At 67.2% G+C, this 14,022-nt stretch carries 16 protein-coding genes and 3 tRNA genes; 7 read left to right on the forward strand and 12 right to left on the reverse strand.

Features of this window, described 5'->3' with window-relative positions; genetic code table 11:
• Positions 1-20 precede the first annotated feature (20 nt).
• Entirely contained in the window at positions 21-743 is a 723-nt protein-coding gene (locus tag QOI01_RS16400) for a phosphotransferase family protein (protein ID WP_526382686.1), read from the forward strand.
• Here the strand turns inward: QOI01_RS16400 and QOI01_RS16405 are convergent.
• The 7 genes from QOI01_RS16405 to QOI01_RS16435 form a co-directional block, all read right to left on the reverse strand.
• Positions 740-1,081, reverse strand: coding sequence for a TFIIB-type zinc ribbon-containing protein (locus QOI01_RS16405; protein ID WP_526382688.1), 342 nt, complete (start codon positions 1,079-1,081; stop codon positions 740-742). The genes QOI01_RS16400 and QOI01_RS16405 overlap by 4 nt on opposite strands.
• A gap of 40 nt (positions 1,082-1,121) precedes the next feature.
• Positions 1,122-1,460 (reverse strand): hypothetical protein, encoded by a 339-nt coding sequence (locus tag QOI01_RS16410; protein ID WP_526382690.1) that lies wholly within the window; start codon positions 1,458-1,460, stop codon positions 1,122-1,124.
• Positions 1,461-1,750: 290 nt separating this feature from the next.
• The gene (gene wzm / locus QOI01_RS16415) at positions 1,751-2,581 is read right to left on the reverse strand and encodes a galactan export ABC transporter permease subunit Wzm/RfbD (protein ID WP_526382692.1); all 831 of its coding nucleotides are present in this window, start codon (positions 2,579-2,581) and stop codon (positions 1,751-1,753) included.
• Entirely contained in the window at positions 2,578-3,522 is a 945-nt protein-coding gene (gene glfT1 / locus QOI01_RS16420) for a galactofuranosyltransferase GlfT1 (RefSeq protein WP_526382694.1), read from the reverse strand. The genes wzm and glfT1 overlap by 4 nt, the downstream gene beginning before the upstream one ends.
• The gene (gene wzt, locus QOI01_RS16425) at positions 3,519-4,340 is read right to left on the reverse strand and encodes a galactan export ABC transporter ATP-binding subunit Wzt/RfbE (protein ID WP_526382696.1); all 822 of its coding nucleotides are present in this window, start codon (positions 4,338-4,340) and stop codon (positions 3,519-3,521) included. The genes glfT1 and wzt overlap by 4 nt, the downstream gene beginning before the upstream one ends.
• 7 nt (positions 4,341-4,347) lie before the next feature.
• The gene (locus tag QOI01_RS16430) at positions 4,348-4,830 is read right to left on the reverse strand and encodes a proteasome activator (protein ID WP_526382718.1); all 483 of its coding nucleotides are present in this window, start codon (positions 4,828-4,830) and stop codon (positions 4,348-4,350) included.
• Between the two features lie 54 nt (positions 4,831-4,884).
• Positions 4,885-6,831, reverse strand: a complete 1,947-nt coding sequence (locus tag QOI01_RS16435; RefSeq protein ID WP_526382698.1) for a DUF6541 family protein — start codon at positions 6,829-6,831, stop codon at positions 4,885-4,887.
• 87 nt (positions 6,832-6,918) lie between these two features.
• Here QOI01_RS16435 and QOI01_RS16440 point away from each other — a divergent pair, with 87 nt between their 5' ends.
• The gene (locus tag QOI01_RS16440; RefSeq protein WP_526382700.1) at positions 6,919-8,115 is read left to right on the forward strand and encodes a cysteine desulfurase-like protein; all 1,197 of its coding nucleotides are present in this window, start codon (positions 6,919-6,921) and stop codon (positions 8,113-8,115) included.
• Here the strand turns inward: QOI01_RS16440 and QOI01_RS16445 are convergent.
• Complete coding sequence (locus tag QOI01_RS16445) at positions 8,112-9,095, reverse strand: NAD(P)H-quinone oxidoreductase (protein WP_526382702.1); 984 nt, start codon at positions 9,093-9,095, stop codon at positions 8,112-8,114. The genes QOI01_RS16440 and QOI01_RS16445 overlap by 4 nt on opposite strands.
• A gap of 45 nt (positions 9,096-9,140) precedes the next feature.
• Between QOI01_RS16445 and QOI01_RS16450 the strand changes: the two genes are divergently transcribed.
• From QOI01_RS16450 to QOI01_RS16460, 3 genes are all read left to right on the forward strand, one after another.
• On the forward strand, positions 9,141-9,653 hold the full coding sequence (locus tag QOI01_RS16450; protein WP_526382704.1) for a MarR family winged helix-turn-helix transcriptional regulator: 513 nt from the start codon (positions 9,141-9,143) through the stop codon (positions 9,651-9,653).
• Between the two features lie 19 nt (positions 9,654-9,672).
• Positions 9,673-9,759 (forward strand) — tRNA-Ser (locus QOI01_RS16455).
• A gap of 74 nt (positions 9,760-9,833) precedes the next feature.
• Positions 9,834-10,379, forward strand: a complete 546-nt coding sequence (locus QOI01_RS16460; protein WP_526382706.1) for a dihydrofolate reductase family protein — start codon at positions 9,834-9,836, stop codon at positions 10,377-10,379.
• Here the strand turns inward: QOI01_RS16460 and QOI01_RS16465 are convergent.
• Genes QOI01_RS16465 through QOI01_RS16480 form a run of 4 tightly spaced genes read right to left on the reverse strand, consistent with a single transcriptional unit; the run spans position 10,366 to position 13,225 of the window.
• A complete protein-coding gene (locus QOI01_RS16465) occupies positions 10,366-11,190 on the reverse strand; it encodes a crotonase/enoyl-CoA hydratase family protein (RefSeq protein ID WP_526382708.1) in 825 nt (274 codons plus the stop codon). The two genes, QOI01_RS16460 and QOI01_RS16465, sit on opposite strands and share 14 nt — an antisense overlap.
• A gap of 19 nt (positions 11,191-11,209) precedes the next feature.
• Positions 11,210-11,617: a hypothetical protein gene (locus tag QOI01_RS16470; protein ID WP_526382710.1), complete on the reverse strand. Its 408-nt coding sequence runs from the start codon at positions 11,615-11,617 to the stop codon at positions 11,210-11,212.
• Between the two features lie 17 nt (positions 11,618-11,634).
• A complete protein-coding gene (locus QOI01_RS16475; protein ID WP_526382712.1) occupies positions 11,635-12,120 on the reverse strand; it encodes a GXWXG domain-containing protein in 486 nt (161 codons plus the stop codon).
• A gap of 16 nt (positions 12,121-12,136) precedes the next feature.
• The gene (locus QOI01_RS16480) at positions 12,137-13,225 is read right to left on the reverse strand and encodes a pyridoxal phosphate-dependent aminotransferase (protein WP_526382714.1); all 1,089 of its coding nucleotides are present in this window, start codon (positions 13,223-13,225) and stop codon (positions 12,137-12,139) included.
• Between the two features lie 166 nt (positions 13,226-13,391).
• On the opposite strand from QOI01_RS16480, the gene QOI01_RS16485 reads away from it, so the two are divergent.
• Positions 13,392-13,483 (forward strand) — tRNA-Ser (locus QOI01_RS16485).
• Between the two features lie 37 nt (positions 13,484-13,520).
• Positions 13,521-13,593, forward strand: a tRNA-Arg gene (locus tag QOI01_RS16490).
• Positions 13,594-14,022: the final 429 nt, after the last annotated feature.

Here is a 14,022-nt window from a genome sequence, read left to right on the forward strand (position 1 = left end):
CGTTCGACGAGGATGGGCGGGTGCCCGACGCGCAGATCTCCTACGAGGGTGGCGTCGTGCTGAAGTTGCACCGGCCAGGCACCGACCCGCAGGCACTACGACGACGCCTGCGGGTCGCCGTGCGTTCTGGGGTCCTCGCGTCGCCGCTGACCCTCGAGCCGCAACGGGTCGACGGTCGTTGGCTCACCCGCTGGCCCCGTCTGGAGATGGTGCGCCCCGATCCCGCTCGCCTGCCTTGGACACGGGCGGGAGACCTGTTGGCGCAATTGCACATCGAGCCGGTCGGTGACTTCCGGGTGGGGCATGGCGCGCCGGACCGTCTGCGCCGCGCACTCGCCCGGTTGGGCGATGGCCCGAACTCCGACGTGATCCGCCGAGCCGCGGCAGGTCTGGACCTGACGGCATCGCCGGGCCGGCCGAACACGTTGACGCACGGGGACTTTCATCTCGGTCAACTCGGTCATGACGGCAAGGCGTGGCAGTTGATCGACGTTGACGACCTAGGTGTCGGCGATCCGGTGTGGGATCTGGCCCGGCCGGCCGGATTCTGGGCGGCCGGGCTGGTGCCCGACGATGACTGGCACCGCTTCCTCGGCGGTTACCGCGGCGCAGGCGGTCCGGCTCTGCCGCACGGCGATCCCTGGCCCGTGCTGGAGCAGGTCGCCCGCGCCGCAGTCGTGGCCGCGGCCGCCAATCACCCCGACGACGACCTGTTGGTCGCAGCGTGCGGGCGAATGGGCTAACTGGAGAAGAACAGCCTGCCGAAGCCCTGCTTGCGGTACTGCTTGTTGCCGCGATGCCCCCACTCGGGGCCGTTGCCGTGGCCGTAGCCCTGCTGCCCGTAGCCCTGCTGAACGGGAGGCGGTGGCGCCGACTGCACGAACCGATTCTCCATCTGCGTCATCGACTCGAGCTCACCGAAGTCCAGGAAGATCCCGCGGCAGGTGTCGCACTGCTCCAGATGGACGCCGTTGCGCTCGTAGGTCTTCATGATCCCCGCGCACTTGGGACACAGCAGGGTGTTGCCCACTCCGGGTGTCGACGATGGTGGCTTCGGTGGCTCGTATGGCGGAATGCTCATGTGTTCTCAACGGCGGAGAACCCTGGGAAGTGCCTGGGAGTCAGAACGGCGGATTGGCCAGGATCCACGCCGCGCGGCCGCTCCTGCGCAGTGAACGGACGTTCCCCTGCGATAAATACGGGCCGACGGGCGTGTGTACGCGCTGCGCGATCCACGGAGCGCACACCAGGGTGAGCGGGATCGCCAACAGCGACAGGCCACGTCGCAACCACGTCGCCTCTCGAAAGCCGAGCACGGCGACGGCAACGGAACCCGCGCACACTGCGGTCCACACCCACAGCTCGAACGGCGCCGGGTCGGACGCCAGACCCTCGGAGTTCATGTAGACGCGTGCAGTGATGGCGGCGGCCACCCCGAAACCACACTGGCCGACAGCCACAGGAGTCGCCACCGGCGGGTGCGCCAGCCGATCGCGGCAATCAGGACCACGACGGCGACGATCTCGACGGCGATGGGGAACCATCCGCCCAACAACGAACACCTTGGCCCCACTTGTTGAAGTCGGGATCGGGCAACCGCGGCATCAGTGTCGGGGAAGGGATCGTGGGCGTGGTGGTGGTCGTCGGGCCAAGGGGCCGGCACTCCGCCAGTCTGAGAAGACTCCCTGCAAGGAGTCTGTCACTCGGCCGCGATTCTTCTGGACCCCGTGGATGAGCAGGGTCGGGGCGACTACACCCAGTACGGAACGCGGGCCCGATACTGGCGCATCGCGAACGCCGTCACGGTCCATCCGACGATGGTCAGCACGATCACCACGATCCAGTGCCGGGGTTCCTGGTCGGCGCCGAGGAGCGGGGCGCGCACGATGTCGACGTAGTGCAGCAGCGGATTGAACTCGATGATCTTGGCCCACCCGCCTGCGCCCTGGTCCCGCAGCGTCTGGTCGTTCCAGATGATCGGGGTCATGTAGAACAGCAGCTGGACCAGGCTGAAGAGTAGCGGGCTGATGTCGCGGTACCGGGTGGCCAGGATGCCGAAGCACAACGCCACCCACACGCAGTTGAGCGCGATCAGGGCGAGTGCCGGAATGAACGCCAGATCGGTCCACTTCCAGGGCTGCGGGAAGATGATCGCGATGATGACGAAGATGACGATGTTGTGCCCGAACAGGATGATCTGGCGCCAGACGAGCCGGTAGACGTGCACCGACAGCGGCGTCGGAAGTTGTTTGATCAAGCCCTCGTTCGCGACGAAGACGTCGGCGCCCTCGAGGATGGACGCGTTGATCAGGTTCCAGATGATCAGCCCGAGAGTGACGTACGGGAGGTGCTCGGCCAGTGGCAGGTGAAAGAGCGTGGAGTAGAGGCCACCGAGCGCGACCGCCATGGTGCCGGTGGCGATGGTGATCCAGATCGGCCCGAGCACCGAGCGTCGGTAGCGCTGTTTGATGTCCTGCCAGCCGAGGTGCAGCCAGAGTTCGCGCCTGCCGAAGCCCGTGGTCAGGTCACCCCACGCCCGTGCGAAGGTCTTTGACTGCGATGCCGCGTCGATGAAGGTCATCGTCGTTCTCCCTGGTCGGGGTGGGCGAACTTCTCGTCGCGGCCCAAGCGCCGCAGCCGCAGCCAGTCCCTCAGACCCGCCGGGTCACGACGACTCACCAGAAAGAACCAGCCGAACCGCACCCACTCCTGGGGGATCAGCCGCCGCATCCCTGGCTGTGACTGGAGGTAACCGCGGTTGCGGTAGGTGAAGTACCGCTTGGTGGCGTCGTCGGGGTACTGCGTGTGCATCCGCCCGCCGAGGATCGGCTTGAACTCCTCGGATCCCTGCGGATGGAGGTAGACCGCATCCAGGCAGGTGCCGAACGGCAGGCCGGAACGCACCAGGCGACGGTGGACCTCCACCTCGTCGCCGCGAATGAACAGTCGAATGTCCGGCACGCCAACGGCTTCCAGGGTCGAGGCCCGGAAGAGGGCGCCGTTGAAGAGCGATGCGATGCCGGGAAGCAGATCGCCGGCGCCGTCGACTCGCAACTCGGAGACCCGCCTTCGCCACACCAGGCCGCGGCGCAGCGGGAACGCCAGGCTTGACGGATCGGCGAGGTCGCACACCGTCGGCGACACCTCGGCCAGCGAATGCCTTGCCGCGCAGCCCAACAGCGTGCCGAGCACCTCGGAGTCCGCAGGCCGGCCGTCATCGTCGGCCAGCCACACCCAGTCGGCGCCGAGTGACAGCGCCTGCAGCACGCCGAGAGCGAAACCGCCCGCCCCGCCCAGATTGCGCCGGGAGCCAACGTAGGTGCTCGGAACGGGTTGGGCGGCAACTAGTTTCCGCACCCGCTCGTCATCGTCGTTGTCCACGACGATCAGGTGATCGGGTGCGCGGGTCTGGCTCGTCACGGCGTCGAGGGACAGCTCCAGCTCCGCCACGCGTCGATGGGTGACGACGACGGCGCAGACCGATTCATGTTCTTCGCGCGAGCGCTCGTCGGCTTCACTCATGGTCCGCTTGCCTCGCGGTCGTTCTCCTCGAGAACCTCACGTACGGTACGGGCGGCGTCGTCACCCTCGTAGGCGCGCACCACGTCCTCGATGCCGCCGGTCAGTTTGATGGTGCCGTGGTCGATCCACATGGCCGTCTTGCACAACCGGGCCAGGAATTCGTTTGAGTGGCTGGCGAATACGAGAATGCCCGACCGCGCCACCAGATCCTGCAGCCGGGTCTGTGCCTTCTTGAGGAAGTCGGCGTCCACCGCACCGATGCCCTCGTCGAGCAGCAGGATCTCCGGATCGATGCTCGTGACGACACCCATCGCCAGACGCACCCGCATCCCGGTCGAGTAGGTGCGCAGCGGCATCGACAGGTAATCGCCGAGCTCGGTGAAATCGGCGATCTCGTCGACCTTGGCCGCCATCTGCTTGCGTGTTTGCCCGAGGAACATTCCGCGGATGATGATGTTCTCGAAGCCCGAGATCTCCGGGTCCATGCCCACCCCGAGGTCGAACACCGGGGCCACCCGACCGCGGACGGTCGCCGAACCGCGGGTCGGTTCGTAGATCCCCGACAACAGCCGCAGCAGAGTCGACTTCCCCGCCCCGTTGTGGCCGACCAGACCGACGCGGTCGCCCATCTCGAGCGACATGGTGATGTCGCGGAGGGCTTCGATGACGACGACATTCGACTCATTGCGTGCGATGGTGCCGCCGGCCTTGCCGAGGAACGCCTTCTTCAGCGAGCGCGACTTGGCGTCGAAGATCGGAAACTCCACCCACGCATCGCGCGTCTCGATGTGGGGGTGTAAATCGGTAGGTTGGGACACGCGTGACCTAGAGGTACTGCCCGGTCCCGGTGCTCGACGGGCCGCGGTGCACCGGCACGTCACCGACACCTGAGGGCAACGCGCCCTGACGCATCTGCTCGAGCTGTGCGCGGGCCGCCATCTGCTGGGCGAACAGCGCGGTCTGGATGCCGTGGAAGAGGCCCTCCAGCCAGCCGACCAGCTGGGCTTGAGCGATTCGCAACTCGGCGTCCGTCGGCAGCTTGTCCTCGCTGAAGGGCAGCGTGAGCCGGTCGAGCTCTTCGCGGAGTTCCGGGGCCAGCCCCTCCTCCAGCTCGCGCACGCTGCGCGCGTGGATCTCGCGGAGCCGATTGCGGCTGGCGTCGTCGAGCGGGGCGGCCCTGACCTCTTCGAGGAGTTGCTTGATCATCGTGCCGATCCGCATGACCTTCGCCGGTTGCTCGACGAGATCGGTCAGGGACTTGCCGTCGGCGTCGTCCCCGATGGCGGAAATGTTGCCAAGGATCTCGATGTCCTCGACGTTGTTGTCATCGGCGCTACTCGTCACTTCTGAACTCCTGGGGGTCTACTTTCCCTGCCACTCATAAATGTGGTCCTCGCCGTTGTCGTAGATCTCCTTCCACGACTTCGACTTGCCTAGCGAGACTAGTCCGTCGGGCATGACGAACCCGCGCACCACCGGCGAGCTGGTGATGACGTAGCGAATGTCGAGGGCGCGCACCGCTTCGGCGACGCGGGGATCGTGGTCGGCGTCATCGGCGTACGCCCAGAAGATGAAGCGGTGGTAGCCGGGCCCCTGTTGCTGGGGGTAGTCGTAGTGCGTCCACAGTGGATGCAGGCCGGAGACGGCGTACATCCAGGCCGTGCCGTCGGTGTTGGCGTTGCCGATGAGGGTGTCGCGGGCCCCCGGCAGCGTCGCCAGGTAGGCGAACGCCTGCAGATCCCTGTCGTCGATCATCACCTGGTCGTACTTCTCGCCGATCAGGTGCCGGTGCCGGGGGAAGTAGTGCCACGCCATGCCGATCGGCGCCGCGACGAGGATCACGGCGGTGGCGACGTGGCAAGCCCGGGCGCTCAGGCGGGGAGTCAGTCGCCGCAGACCCGCCAGCGCGGCCGACGTGACGGTGAACAGCGCGATGCCCGCCATCGGGGCGAGCAATAGCGTCACCACCCCCGACAGTCGGCGCGGGTCGCTGTAGAACAGGTCGGTGAACATGGCGCTGACCGTGCCGAGCAGCCCGCCGAACGGGGCGGACGAATGCACGATCGAATACACCAGGACCAGCCAGACGGCCGCGGGCCACCAGATCCTCCGGACCAACAGGATCACGAAGCCGACCGCCGCGAGCGCGATGAGTGCATTCTGGATCGGATAGTCGTTGAGGTGGCGGGTGTGCTGCACGACCGCGTCGAACAGTGCCTTCTTCTTGCCCTCGTGGGTGTCGAACTCGTGTCCCGCGATGATCTCGGCCTGCTGCAGCACGCCGACGAACTGCGGGAGCAGCAACACCACCGTCGGGGCGGCGACCGCGGCGAGGCTGGCGAAGTCTCCGAGCCTGCCGCGGACGGGTCGCCAGAGGCCCTCGCAGAGCCACCACACAACCACGAACAGGACCGTCACCACCCCGCCGGTGATGTGCACGGAGAAGACGCCGAGCAGCGCCAGGACCGCCAGCGGGATGCGGTCGCGGTGCCTCACCGCCGAGACGATCAGCACCATCGTGGGCACCGCGAGCCCGTAGGCCGCGAGGTTGGGCATGGAGGCGGCGTCGAACTCGACGTACGGGATTGCGGTGAACGACGCGGACAGCGCGGCGGCGGCCGCCGCCGAGCCGGCCGTCTGCCACTGGCCGACGTTACGTGCGCGGAACAGGTGCCAGGTCAGGGCGGCCGCGCTCACGGGGAACAGCCAGGCCGAGGCCGCCAGCGAGTTCAACGTGTACGCCGTGGTCGCCGAGACGCCGGTGAGCTGGCACTGGATCGCGGCGAGGGCATGGAATGCGGACGGGTAGTACAGCGCGGCGTGGGTTTCGACGTTGCGCAGCTCGCCCATGTGGGTGGGCGACGCCTGGCCGGTCTCGACGATGAAGCGGACGGTGTTGGCGTGCCAGACCGAATCCCAGGTGCTCGGAATTGATTGCCAGTGCGGCATGCCACGAATTGCTGCGAATGTGATCAGCGACGCCCCCAAGACGACGCCCGCAGCGACCACCAACGCGGGTCCGACAGTCATCGGGCTGCCTTCGCGAGTGCGCTCGCGGCGGTGCGCGAGCGCCGCCTGCAAACCCGCTACGACCCCGACCACGATCAGCAGGGCAAGCAGCGCCGTCCACAGGTTCCACGGGATGCCGACCGCGCCCAGCGGGAGGGTTGTCAGGGCTACGGTGCCGTAGGTCAGCGCCGGAGCCACCGCGACGGAGACCGGCCAGGTTAGCTGAGCCGTTCGCGCGATGATTGCTCCGGGGATGACTAGCGACAACAGGGCCACTAGCACCCCGATCGCCAAGCTCACTGGACTAGTATGACCGGCTAGGTGATCTGGTCCGTTAGGGCGTGTGCGAGGGCGGGCACCACCGAAACATTCTCGAAGGTGGCAGGCATGGCATACGACGTCGCCCGGGTGCGTGGTCTGCACCCGTCCCTGGGCGATGGCTGGGTGCACTTCGACGCGCAGAACGGCATGCTGCTGCCCGACTCGGTGGCGACGACGGTGTCGACTGCCTTCCGTGGCTCGATGACCACGGGTCAGGGTCCCCATCCGGCCGCCACCCGCAGCGCGGCAGTGCTGCGGGCGGCCCGCCAGGCCATTGCCGACTTCGTCGGCGGCGATCCACGTGGCGTCGTGCTCGGCGCCGACCGCGCGATCCTGCTCACCTCACTCGCCGAAGCATCGTCGTCGAGGGTCGGGCTCGGCCACGAGCTCGTCGTCACGCGGCTGGACGACGAGGCCAACATCGCACCATGGCTACGGGCCGCGAATCGGTACGGCGCCAAGGTCAAGTGGGCCGAGGTGGACATCGAGACGGGTGAACTGCCCGCCTGGCAGTGGGAATCCCTGATCGACAAGCCGACCAAGCTGGTCGCCATCACGTCCGCGTCGTCGGCCATCGGCGCGGTCACCGACCTGCGTCCGGTGGCCAAGCTGCTGCACGAGAACGGCGGCACGGTCGTGGTCGACCATTCGGCCGCCGCCCCGTACCGGCTGATCGACATCAACGAGATCGAGGCCGACGTACTCGCGGTCAACACCGTCGCCTGGGGTGGGCCGCCCATCGGCGCGCTGGTGTTCCGCGATCCGTCGACGATCGAATCGTTCGGGGTGGTGTCGCTCGACCCGCTCGCCACCGGGGTCGAGCGGTTGGAGATGGGCGCGCATCAGTTCGGCATGCTCGCCGGGGTGGTCGCCAGCGTCGAGTACCTGGCGTCGCTCGACGAGTCGGCGTCCGGCAGCCGTCGCGAGAGACTCTCCGTCTCAATGCAATCGGCCGCCGCGCACATGGACCGGCTGTTCGACTACCTGCTGATGTCGTTGCGTTCGCTGCCGCTGGTGATGGTGATCGGCCAGCCCGAGTTGCGCATCCCGGTGCTGAGCTTCGCCCTCAACGGCGTGCCAGCAGCGCGGGTGGTTCAGCGACTCGCCGACAACGGTGTGCTGGCATCGCTCAACACGACGTCGCGCGTGCTCGACGTCATCGGGGTCAACGACATCGGTGGCGCCGTCACGGTGGGCCTGGCGCATTACACCACCATGGCCGAGGTGGACCAGCTGGTTCGCGCGCTGGCGTCGCTGGGTTAATCCTGTACGCGCAGAAGCACTTTCCCGTGCGCGTCGCCGGAGGAGAGTAGTCGGTGCCCTTCGGCGGCCTGCTCGATCGGCAACTCCGCGCCGATGATTGGACGCACCCGACCGTCGGCGATCATCGGCCAGACGTTGGCGACCACCGACTCGACGACGGCACTCTTGCCCGACGGTCCGTCCACCGGTCGCGATCGCAGCGCCGTCGAGATCACGCCCCCGCGCTTGACCATCAGCTTGCCGAGGTTGAGTTCGCCCTTGACGCCGCCCTGGAATCCGATGATGACGAGCCGACCGTCGGGCGCCAGCGCATCGACGTTGCGGTCGAGGTAGGACGCGCCCATCAGGTCCAGGATCACGTCGGCACCCGCACCGGCGGTCTCGGCGCGAATGCGCTCGACGAAGTCCTCATGGCGGTAGTTGATGGTCACGTCGGCGCCGAGTTCGCGGCAGACCGTGAGCTTCTCGGCCGATCCGGCGGTGACCGCCACCCGGCATCCCATCGCGTGGGCCACCTGGATGCCATGAGTCCCGATGCCGCTCGCGCCGCCGTGAAAGAGCACGGTCTGCCCAGGCGACAAGTGCGCCGTCATGCCCAGGTTCGACCAGACGGTGCACGCCACCTCGGGAAGTCCCGCGGCGTGGTGAAGGTCGACCCCGTCGGGGATCGGCATGACCTGACCGGCAGGCACCGCGACCTTCTCGGCGTAGCCACCGCCCGACAGCAATGCGCACACCGGCTGCCCGACCGACCACGTCGTGACGCCAGGGCCGAGGGCTGAGACACGGCCCGACACCTCGAGGCCGAGGATCGGGCTGGCGCCCGGCGGCGGCGAATAGTTGCCGGAGGCCTGCAGCAGGTCGGCCCGATTGATTCCAGCGGCAACGACGTCGATGACGACTTCGCCCTCATCCGCGGAGACGTCGGGGACTTCCCGCCAGACCAGGTCAGTCGCAGATTCGGCGACGATCGCACGCATGCCGATAACGCTACTACCCGCCCGGTGCGGTCCTAGTATGTCGCCATGGGGGAGACAATTGCGGGGCGGACGGCAAGCACGATGTCCGGCCTCGACATAGGTGAACAAAGGGCATGGCAGAACTTTCTCGACGCCGCGCTCCGGCTTTACGCGACGTTGAATCGGGAGTTGGTCGACGAGCATCGGCTGACTCTCAACGATGTGCGACTGCTCGACGTGCTCGACAGATCGCCGACCGGCTCGGCACGCATGGGGGACCTGGCCGACGAGTTGATGTCGTTGCCCAGCAGGGTGACTCGACAGATACATCGACTCGAGAAACACCGCCTGGTCAGTCGGTGCTCGAGTCCCGAGGACGGCAGGGGTGTGCTCGCGACCATCACCGACGACGGTCGGCAGGTGCTGCACTCGGCGATGTCGACGTACGGCGACGGCGTGCGCACCCACTTCCTCAGCCTGTTGTCGCGGACTCAGACGGCGGCGATGGGGGACAACTGCAGGCGGATCGGCGTCGCTCTGCGGTCCAACGAGACGCCCGCGAGGGTGGGGCGGGTCTAGACACCTTAGAGTTGTCGGCGGTGGCGTGGCAGAGCGGCCTAATGCACTCGCCTTGAAAGCGAGAGACGGCTAACACCGTCCGGGGGTTCAAATCCCTCCGCCACCGCTCTCTTCACATCGCGATGACCGGGATGGCCTGCCACCCGATGAGTTCGCAGGCACGCCCGGGTCAACACGTACATGGCTAAATTCCTGTACTCGGCGGCGATGTCGCTTGACGGCTTCATCGCGGGACCGGGCGGCGACATGTCCTGGCTCACCGCCTATTTCGGGCCCAATCCCGTCGTGGACGAGCTGATCCCGCGAGTCGGGGCACTGCTCGTCGGCGGTCGGACCTACGGTGGCGACGACCCGCACCGCGGGCAGGAGGGGGAGGGCAAGGCCTTCGACGGTAGCTGGGACGGCCCTCAGATCGTGTTGACGCGCCGGCCCGAACGGGCCGCAACGCCCGGCGTCAGCTTCACCGACGACATCGCGCACGCCATCGCGGCCTCCGCCAAGGCGGCGGACGATCTCTACGTCACCGTCCTCGGCGCCGACGTCGCGGCGCAGTGTCTGGCGTTGGGGGTGCTCGACGAGGTGCTGGTGAGTGTGGCCCCACTGATGCTCGGCGACGGGGTGCGCCTGTTCGACCGGGCCGGCGGCACCCGGGTGCCGTTGGAACCGGTCGGCGTGACGCACACCGCGACGGTGGCCAACCTGTGGTTCCGGATCATTCGCCCTTGAAGTCGGGTGCCCGCTTCGCGAACATCGCGGTGATGCCCTCGGTGAGATCCCGCGACGGCAGGAATGCGGAGTTCCACGCCGCCACATAGCGCAGGCTCGCCGCGACTTGCGCAGTGCGCTGCTCGTCGAGCACGTCCTTTATGCCCTGCACCACCAGTGGTGGGTTCGCAGCGATCTCCCTGGCGGTCTCGTGAGCGGCCGCCAGCGCCGCGTCGGCACTGGAGAAGACGTCGTTGACCAAGCCGATTCGTGCGGCGCGTTCTGCATCGATGTCCCGGCCCGTCAGAGCCAATTCTCGCAGGTGTCCCTCCGACAGGATCAGCGGCAGCCGTGCGAGGCTGCCGACGTCGGCGACGATCGCGAGCTTGACCTCGCGCACCGAGAACTTGGCGTCGGCGCTGGCGTAGCGGACGTCGACGGCCGAGATCAGGTCGACGCCGCCGCCGAAGCACCACCCGTGCACCGAGGCGATGACCGGGGTGCGGCAATCCGCGACAGCTGTGATCGCGCCCTGCATCTCCTTCAAGCGCGTGTGGAACTCGGCGCGGGGCCGGGCCAGCGCGCCGTCGGCGAGCATCGGCGACAGGGTGTCACCCATCGCGGCGAGGTCGAGGCCGTAGCTGAAGTTCCTGCCGGACCCGGTGAGCACGATCGCGCGGACGTCGGGGTCGGCGTCCAGCGAGGTGAACGTCGATGGAAGTTCGGTCCAGAACGCGGGACCCATCGCGTTGCCCTTGCCGGGGCCCGTCAGCGTCACCTGCGCGACGTGGTCGTCGATGTCGACGGTGAGGGATTCGTATGCATCGCCCATGGCAGGAAAGGCTACGGGCCTACGGCGGCGTCTCGCCGAGCAGGACCTCGCTCACCTTGCTCGTCGGGAGGAAGGTACACACGGCGTCCGCCAGGGTCTTCGCGATCTCCGCATCGCCAGGCCCGAGCACCGCGGACTCATCGTTGAGGATCTCCTCGATGAGCGCGGTCTGGGAGGCCTCGTCGAGGCCGGAGTACTCCTCGCACGTCACGTCGAGGGCATCCCCCGACGGTGGAGCGCCAGAGGAGGTCCGCGGTGACGACGTGGTCCGCGGTGACGACGTGGTGGGTCGGGACGACGTCGAGATGCGGGTGGATCCCCCAGGCTCGGTGGTCATCGCCACCGTTCCCGGTGTGGTGCGATCGCAGCCCGTGATGACGCCTGCGACGACGAAGGTCGCCGCAGCGACAAGAACGCGCGTCCTCATCTGGTTGACGATAGGGGCTAAAGCCGTTCCAGGTAGAAGTACAGATGACGCGGTGATCCGGAGCTGTCGTCAAGCGCGCCCTTGCCGTTCATGATGCCCATGACGGCGTTCTCGTCGACCTTCTTGAAGTGGTCGTGCACCGGCGCCCCGTCGTAGACCATGGTCGCGGTCACCTCGCTGCGGAAGTCTTCGAGCCACAGGCTGGCCTCGCCCTTCATGGCCTCGACGTTGGAGAACTTGTTCCCATCGGCGTCCAGGCAGACCAGCGGTTTGGCGTCGGACGCCGAGTGGAACGTCTTGCCGAACCAGTTGAGGCGCTCCATGAAGCCGTTCGCGCGGTGGCCGGTGGCGAATTCGCCGCCCTTCCACTCGCCGATCATGAAGTCGATGGTCGCAGGGGACAGGGTCTCCCAGAAGGCGTCGAGGTCGGCGTCGGGAATCTGCCCGGTGTGTTCCTTGAACGCCGCGAACGTCTTTCGTGCCGTACTCGTGAAGGAAGTCATCGTGCCTCGTCCTTGCTCAGGCTGTGATCTGATTACCGGCTCCGCCGGTGGTGATCCAGCGGGTGGCGAAATTCAGGAAGGCGTCGTTCTCGTGCGGTGCGGCGACGGTGACCCGTACGCCGTCCTGACCGTAGGGCCGGACCAGCAGACGGTTGTCGGCGGCGCTGTTGACGAAGTCGGTGGTGCGCTCGGTCAGCGGCAGCCAGACGAAGTTCGCCTGCGACGGCGGCACGGTGAACCCGGCGGCGCGCAGCGCGGTGGAGACCCTGGCGCGCTCTCCGACCACGGCGTCGGTGCGCGCCATCAGTTCGTCGGAGGCGTCGATGGAGGCGATCGCGGCGGCCTGCGAGACGCTCGTCGCCGTGAACGGCACGTACACCTTGCTCAGCGCCGCGATGACGTCCGGGTCGCCAACCGCGTAGCCGATCCGCAGCCCCGCGAGTCCGTAGGCCTTCGAGAACGTCCGCAGCACAACGACGTTGCGGTGCGCGCGGACCAGCCCGAAGCTGTCCGGAACCATCCCGTCGCGGATGTATTCGACGTACGCCTCGTCGATGACGATCAGGATGTCGCTCGGCGCCGCCGCCACGAAACGTGCCAGCGCGTCGGGGTCGACGACGGTGGACGTCGGGTTGTTGGGGTTGCAGACGAAGATCAGCCGGGTGCGGTCGGTGATGGCGGCCAGCATGGCGTCGAGGTCGAAGGTGTAGTCGGTCAGTGCCACCTGCACCGGCGTCGCCCCTGCGGTGCGGACCTGCAGCGGGTAGATCTCGAAGCTGCGCCAGCCGAACATCACCTCGTCGCCGACGGTCGAGGTGATCTGGATGAGCTGCTGGCAGAGGCTCACCGATCCGCTGCCGACCGAGATGTGCTCGGGTGGGAAGGCGCCGCCGTCCAGGTGCTTGGCCAGGCGTTCGCGCAGCTCGACGTAACCGTTGTCGGGGTAGCGGTTGATGGAGTCGGTCGCCTTGGCGATCGCGGCGCGCACGCTGGGCAGCGGACCGTCGACGGTTTCATTGCTGGCGATCTTGATGGCGCCGGGCACAGTCTTGCCCGGCGTGTAGGCGGGAAGATCTGCCAGCTCGGGGCGCAGGCGGGCGGTCACCCGAACAGTCTAGGGGTGGGCAGGAGGCGTCCCCGGACGTGCTTTGCCTTCCGCTGCGCTGGCTGTGTACGCTTCTCCCTCGGCGGTTCTGGCCCGGTGGGCAGGAGCGTAGCGACCCGGGGGGTCCGGCGAGCCAACGCGAGTCCGGTACCCTCGGGATCGGTCAGGAGGCGTGCCAGAGCGGCCGAATGGGACTCACTGCTAATGAGTTGTCCGTCTTAAAGCGGACCGGAGGTTCAAATCCTCTCGCCTCCGCCACCGGTTGATTAGCGTCAACCACACAACTGAACAGCACGCGCCCGTAGCTCAACGGATAGAGCATCTGACTACGGATCAGAAGGTTGGGGGTTCGAATCCCTTCGGGCGCACTTAGTTTTCGAGGCTCTGACCAGCTATGCAGCGGGTTAGAGCCTAGGTCGTTTCTGCGGCAGGTCTAGCGGATGTCACGGTGCTTGTCACAACTGCCCCCAATGTCACCGAGGCCGCCACAAGCGCATCTGGTTGCGAGTGCGCGTAGATCCTTGCAGTCACGCTCGCGTCGGCGTGTCCGAGCCACGCCGCGACGACCGATAAGGGGACGCAGGCCCACAGAGGGTGGGGGGTGCCCCCAAGTCGGAATTGGGGGACGCCTCGCACGGCCAGCGCCCGCTCTCTCTCCGGACTGCTCTTTCCGGACACTTGGTGCAGGACGGCAGATTACGACCGGCGTTGTGCACACCCTGTCGATAGTCACGCCGTAATTCGTTGGGGAACGAAGTCCAGTGGTGCCCCGGCGGGGATCAGTGGTTCTTGGGCGA

It is taken from the genome of Mycobacterium sp. (assembly GCF_032162605.1).
Lineage (GTDB): Bacteria > Actinomycetota > Actinomycetes > Mycobacteriales > Mycobacteriaceae > Mycobacterium.

What these genes read in the sequence shown, in the direction of transcription:
- QOI01_RS16405 (WP_526382688.1), bottom strand. Translation starts at nt 1,081, where the DNA reads ATGAGCATTCCGCCATACGAGCCACCGAAGCCACCATCGTCGACACCC.
- wzm (WP_526382692.1), bottom strand. Translation starts at nt 2,581, where the DNA reads ATGACCTTCATCGACGCGGCATCGCAGTCAAAGACCTTCGCACGGGCG.
- glfT1 (WP_526382694.1), bottom strand. Translation starts at nt 3,522, where the DNA reads ATGAGTGAAGCCGACGAGCGCTCGCGCGAAGAACATGAATCGGTCTGC.
- QOI01_RS16440 (WP_526382700.1), top strand. Translation starts at nt 6,919, where the DNA reads ATGGCATACGACGTCGCCCGGGTGCGTGGTCTGCACCCGTCCCTGGGC.
- QOI01_RS16445 (WP_526382702.1), bottom strand. Translation starts at nt 9,095, where the DNA reads ATGCGTGCGATCGTCGCCGAATCTGCGACTGACCTGGTCTGGCGGGAA.
- QOI01_RS16450 (WP_526382704.1), top strand. Translation starts at nt 9,141, where the DNA reads ATGGGGGAGACAATTGCGGGGCGGACGGCAAGCACGATGTCCGGCCTC.
- QOI01_RS16460 (WP_526382706.1), top strand. Translation starts at nt 9,834, where the DNA reads ATGGCTAAATTCCTGTACTCGGCGGCGATGTCGCTTGACGGCTTCATC.
- QOI01_RS16465 (WP_526382708.1), bottom strand. Translation starts at nt 11,190, where the DNA reads ATGGGCGATGCATACGAATCCCTCACCGTCGACATCGACGACCACGTC.
- QOI01_RS16470 (WP_526382710.1), bottom strand. Translation starts at nt 11,617, where the DNA reads ATGAGGACGCGCGTTCTTGTCGCTGCGGCGACCTTCGTCGTCGCAGGC.
- QOI01_RS16475 (WP_526382712.1), bottom strand. Translation starts at nt 12,120, where the DNA reads ATGACTTCCTTCACGAGTACGGCACGAAAGACGTTCGCGGCGTTCAAG.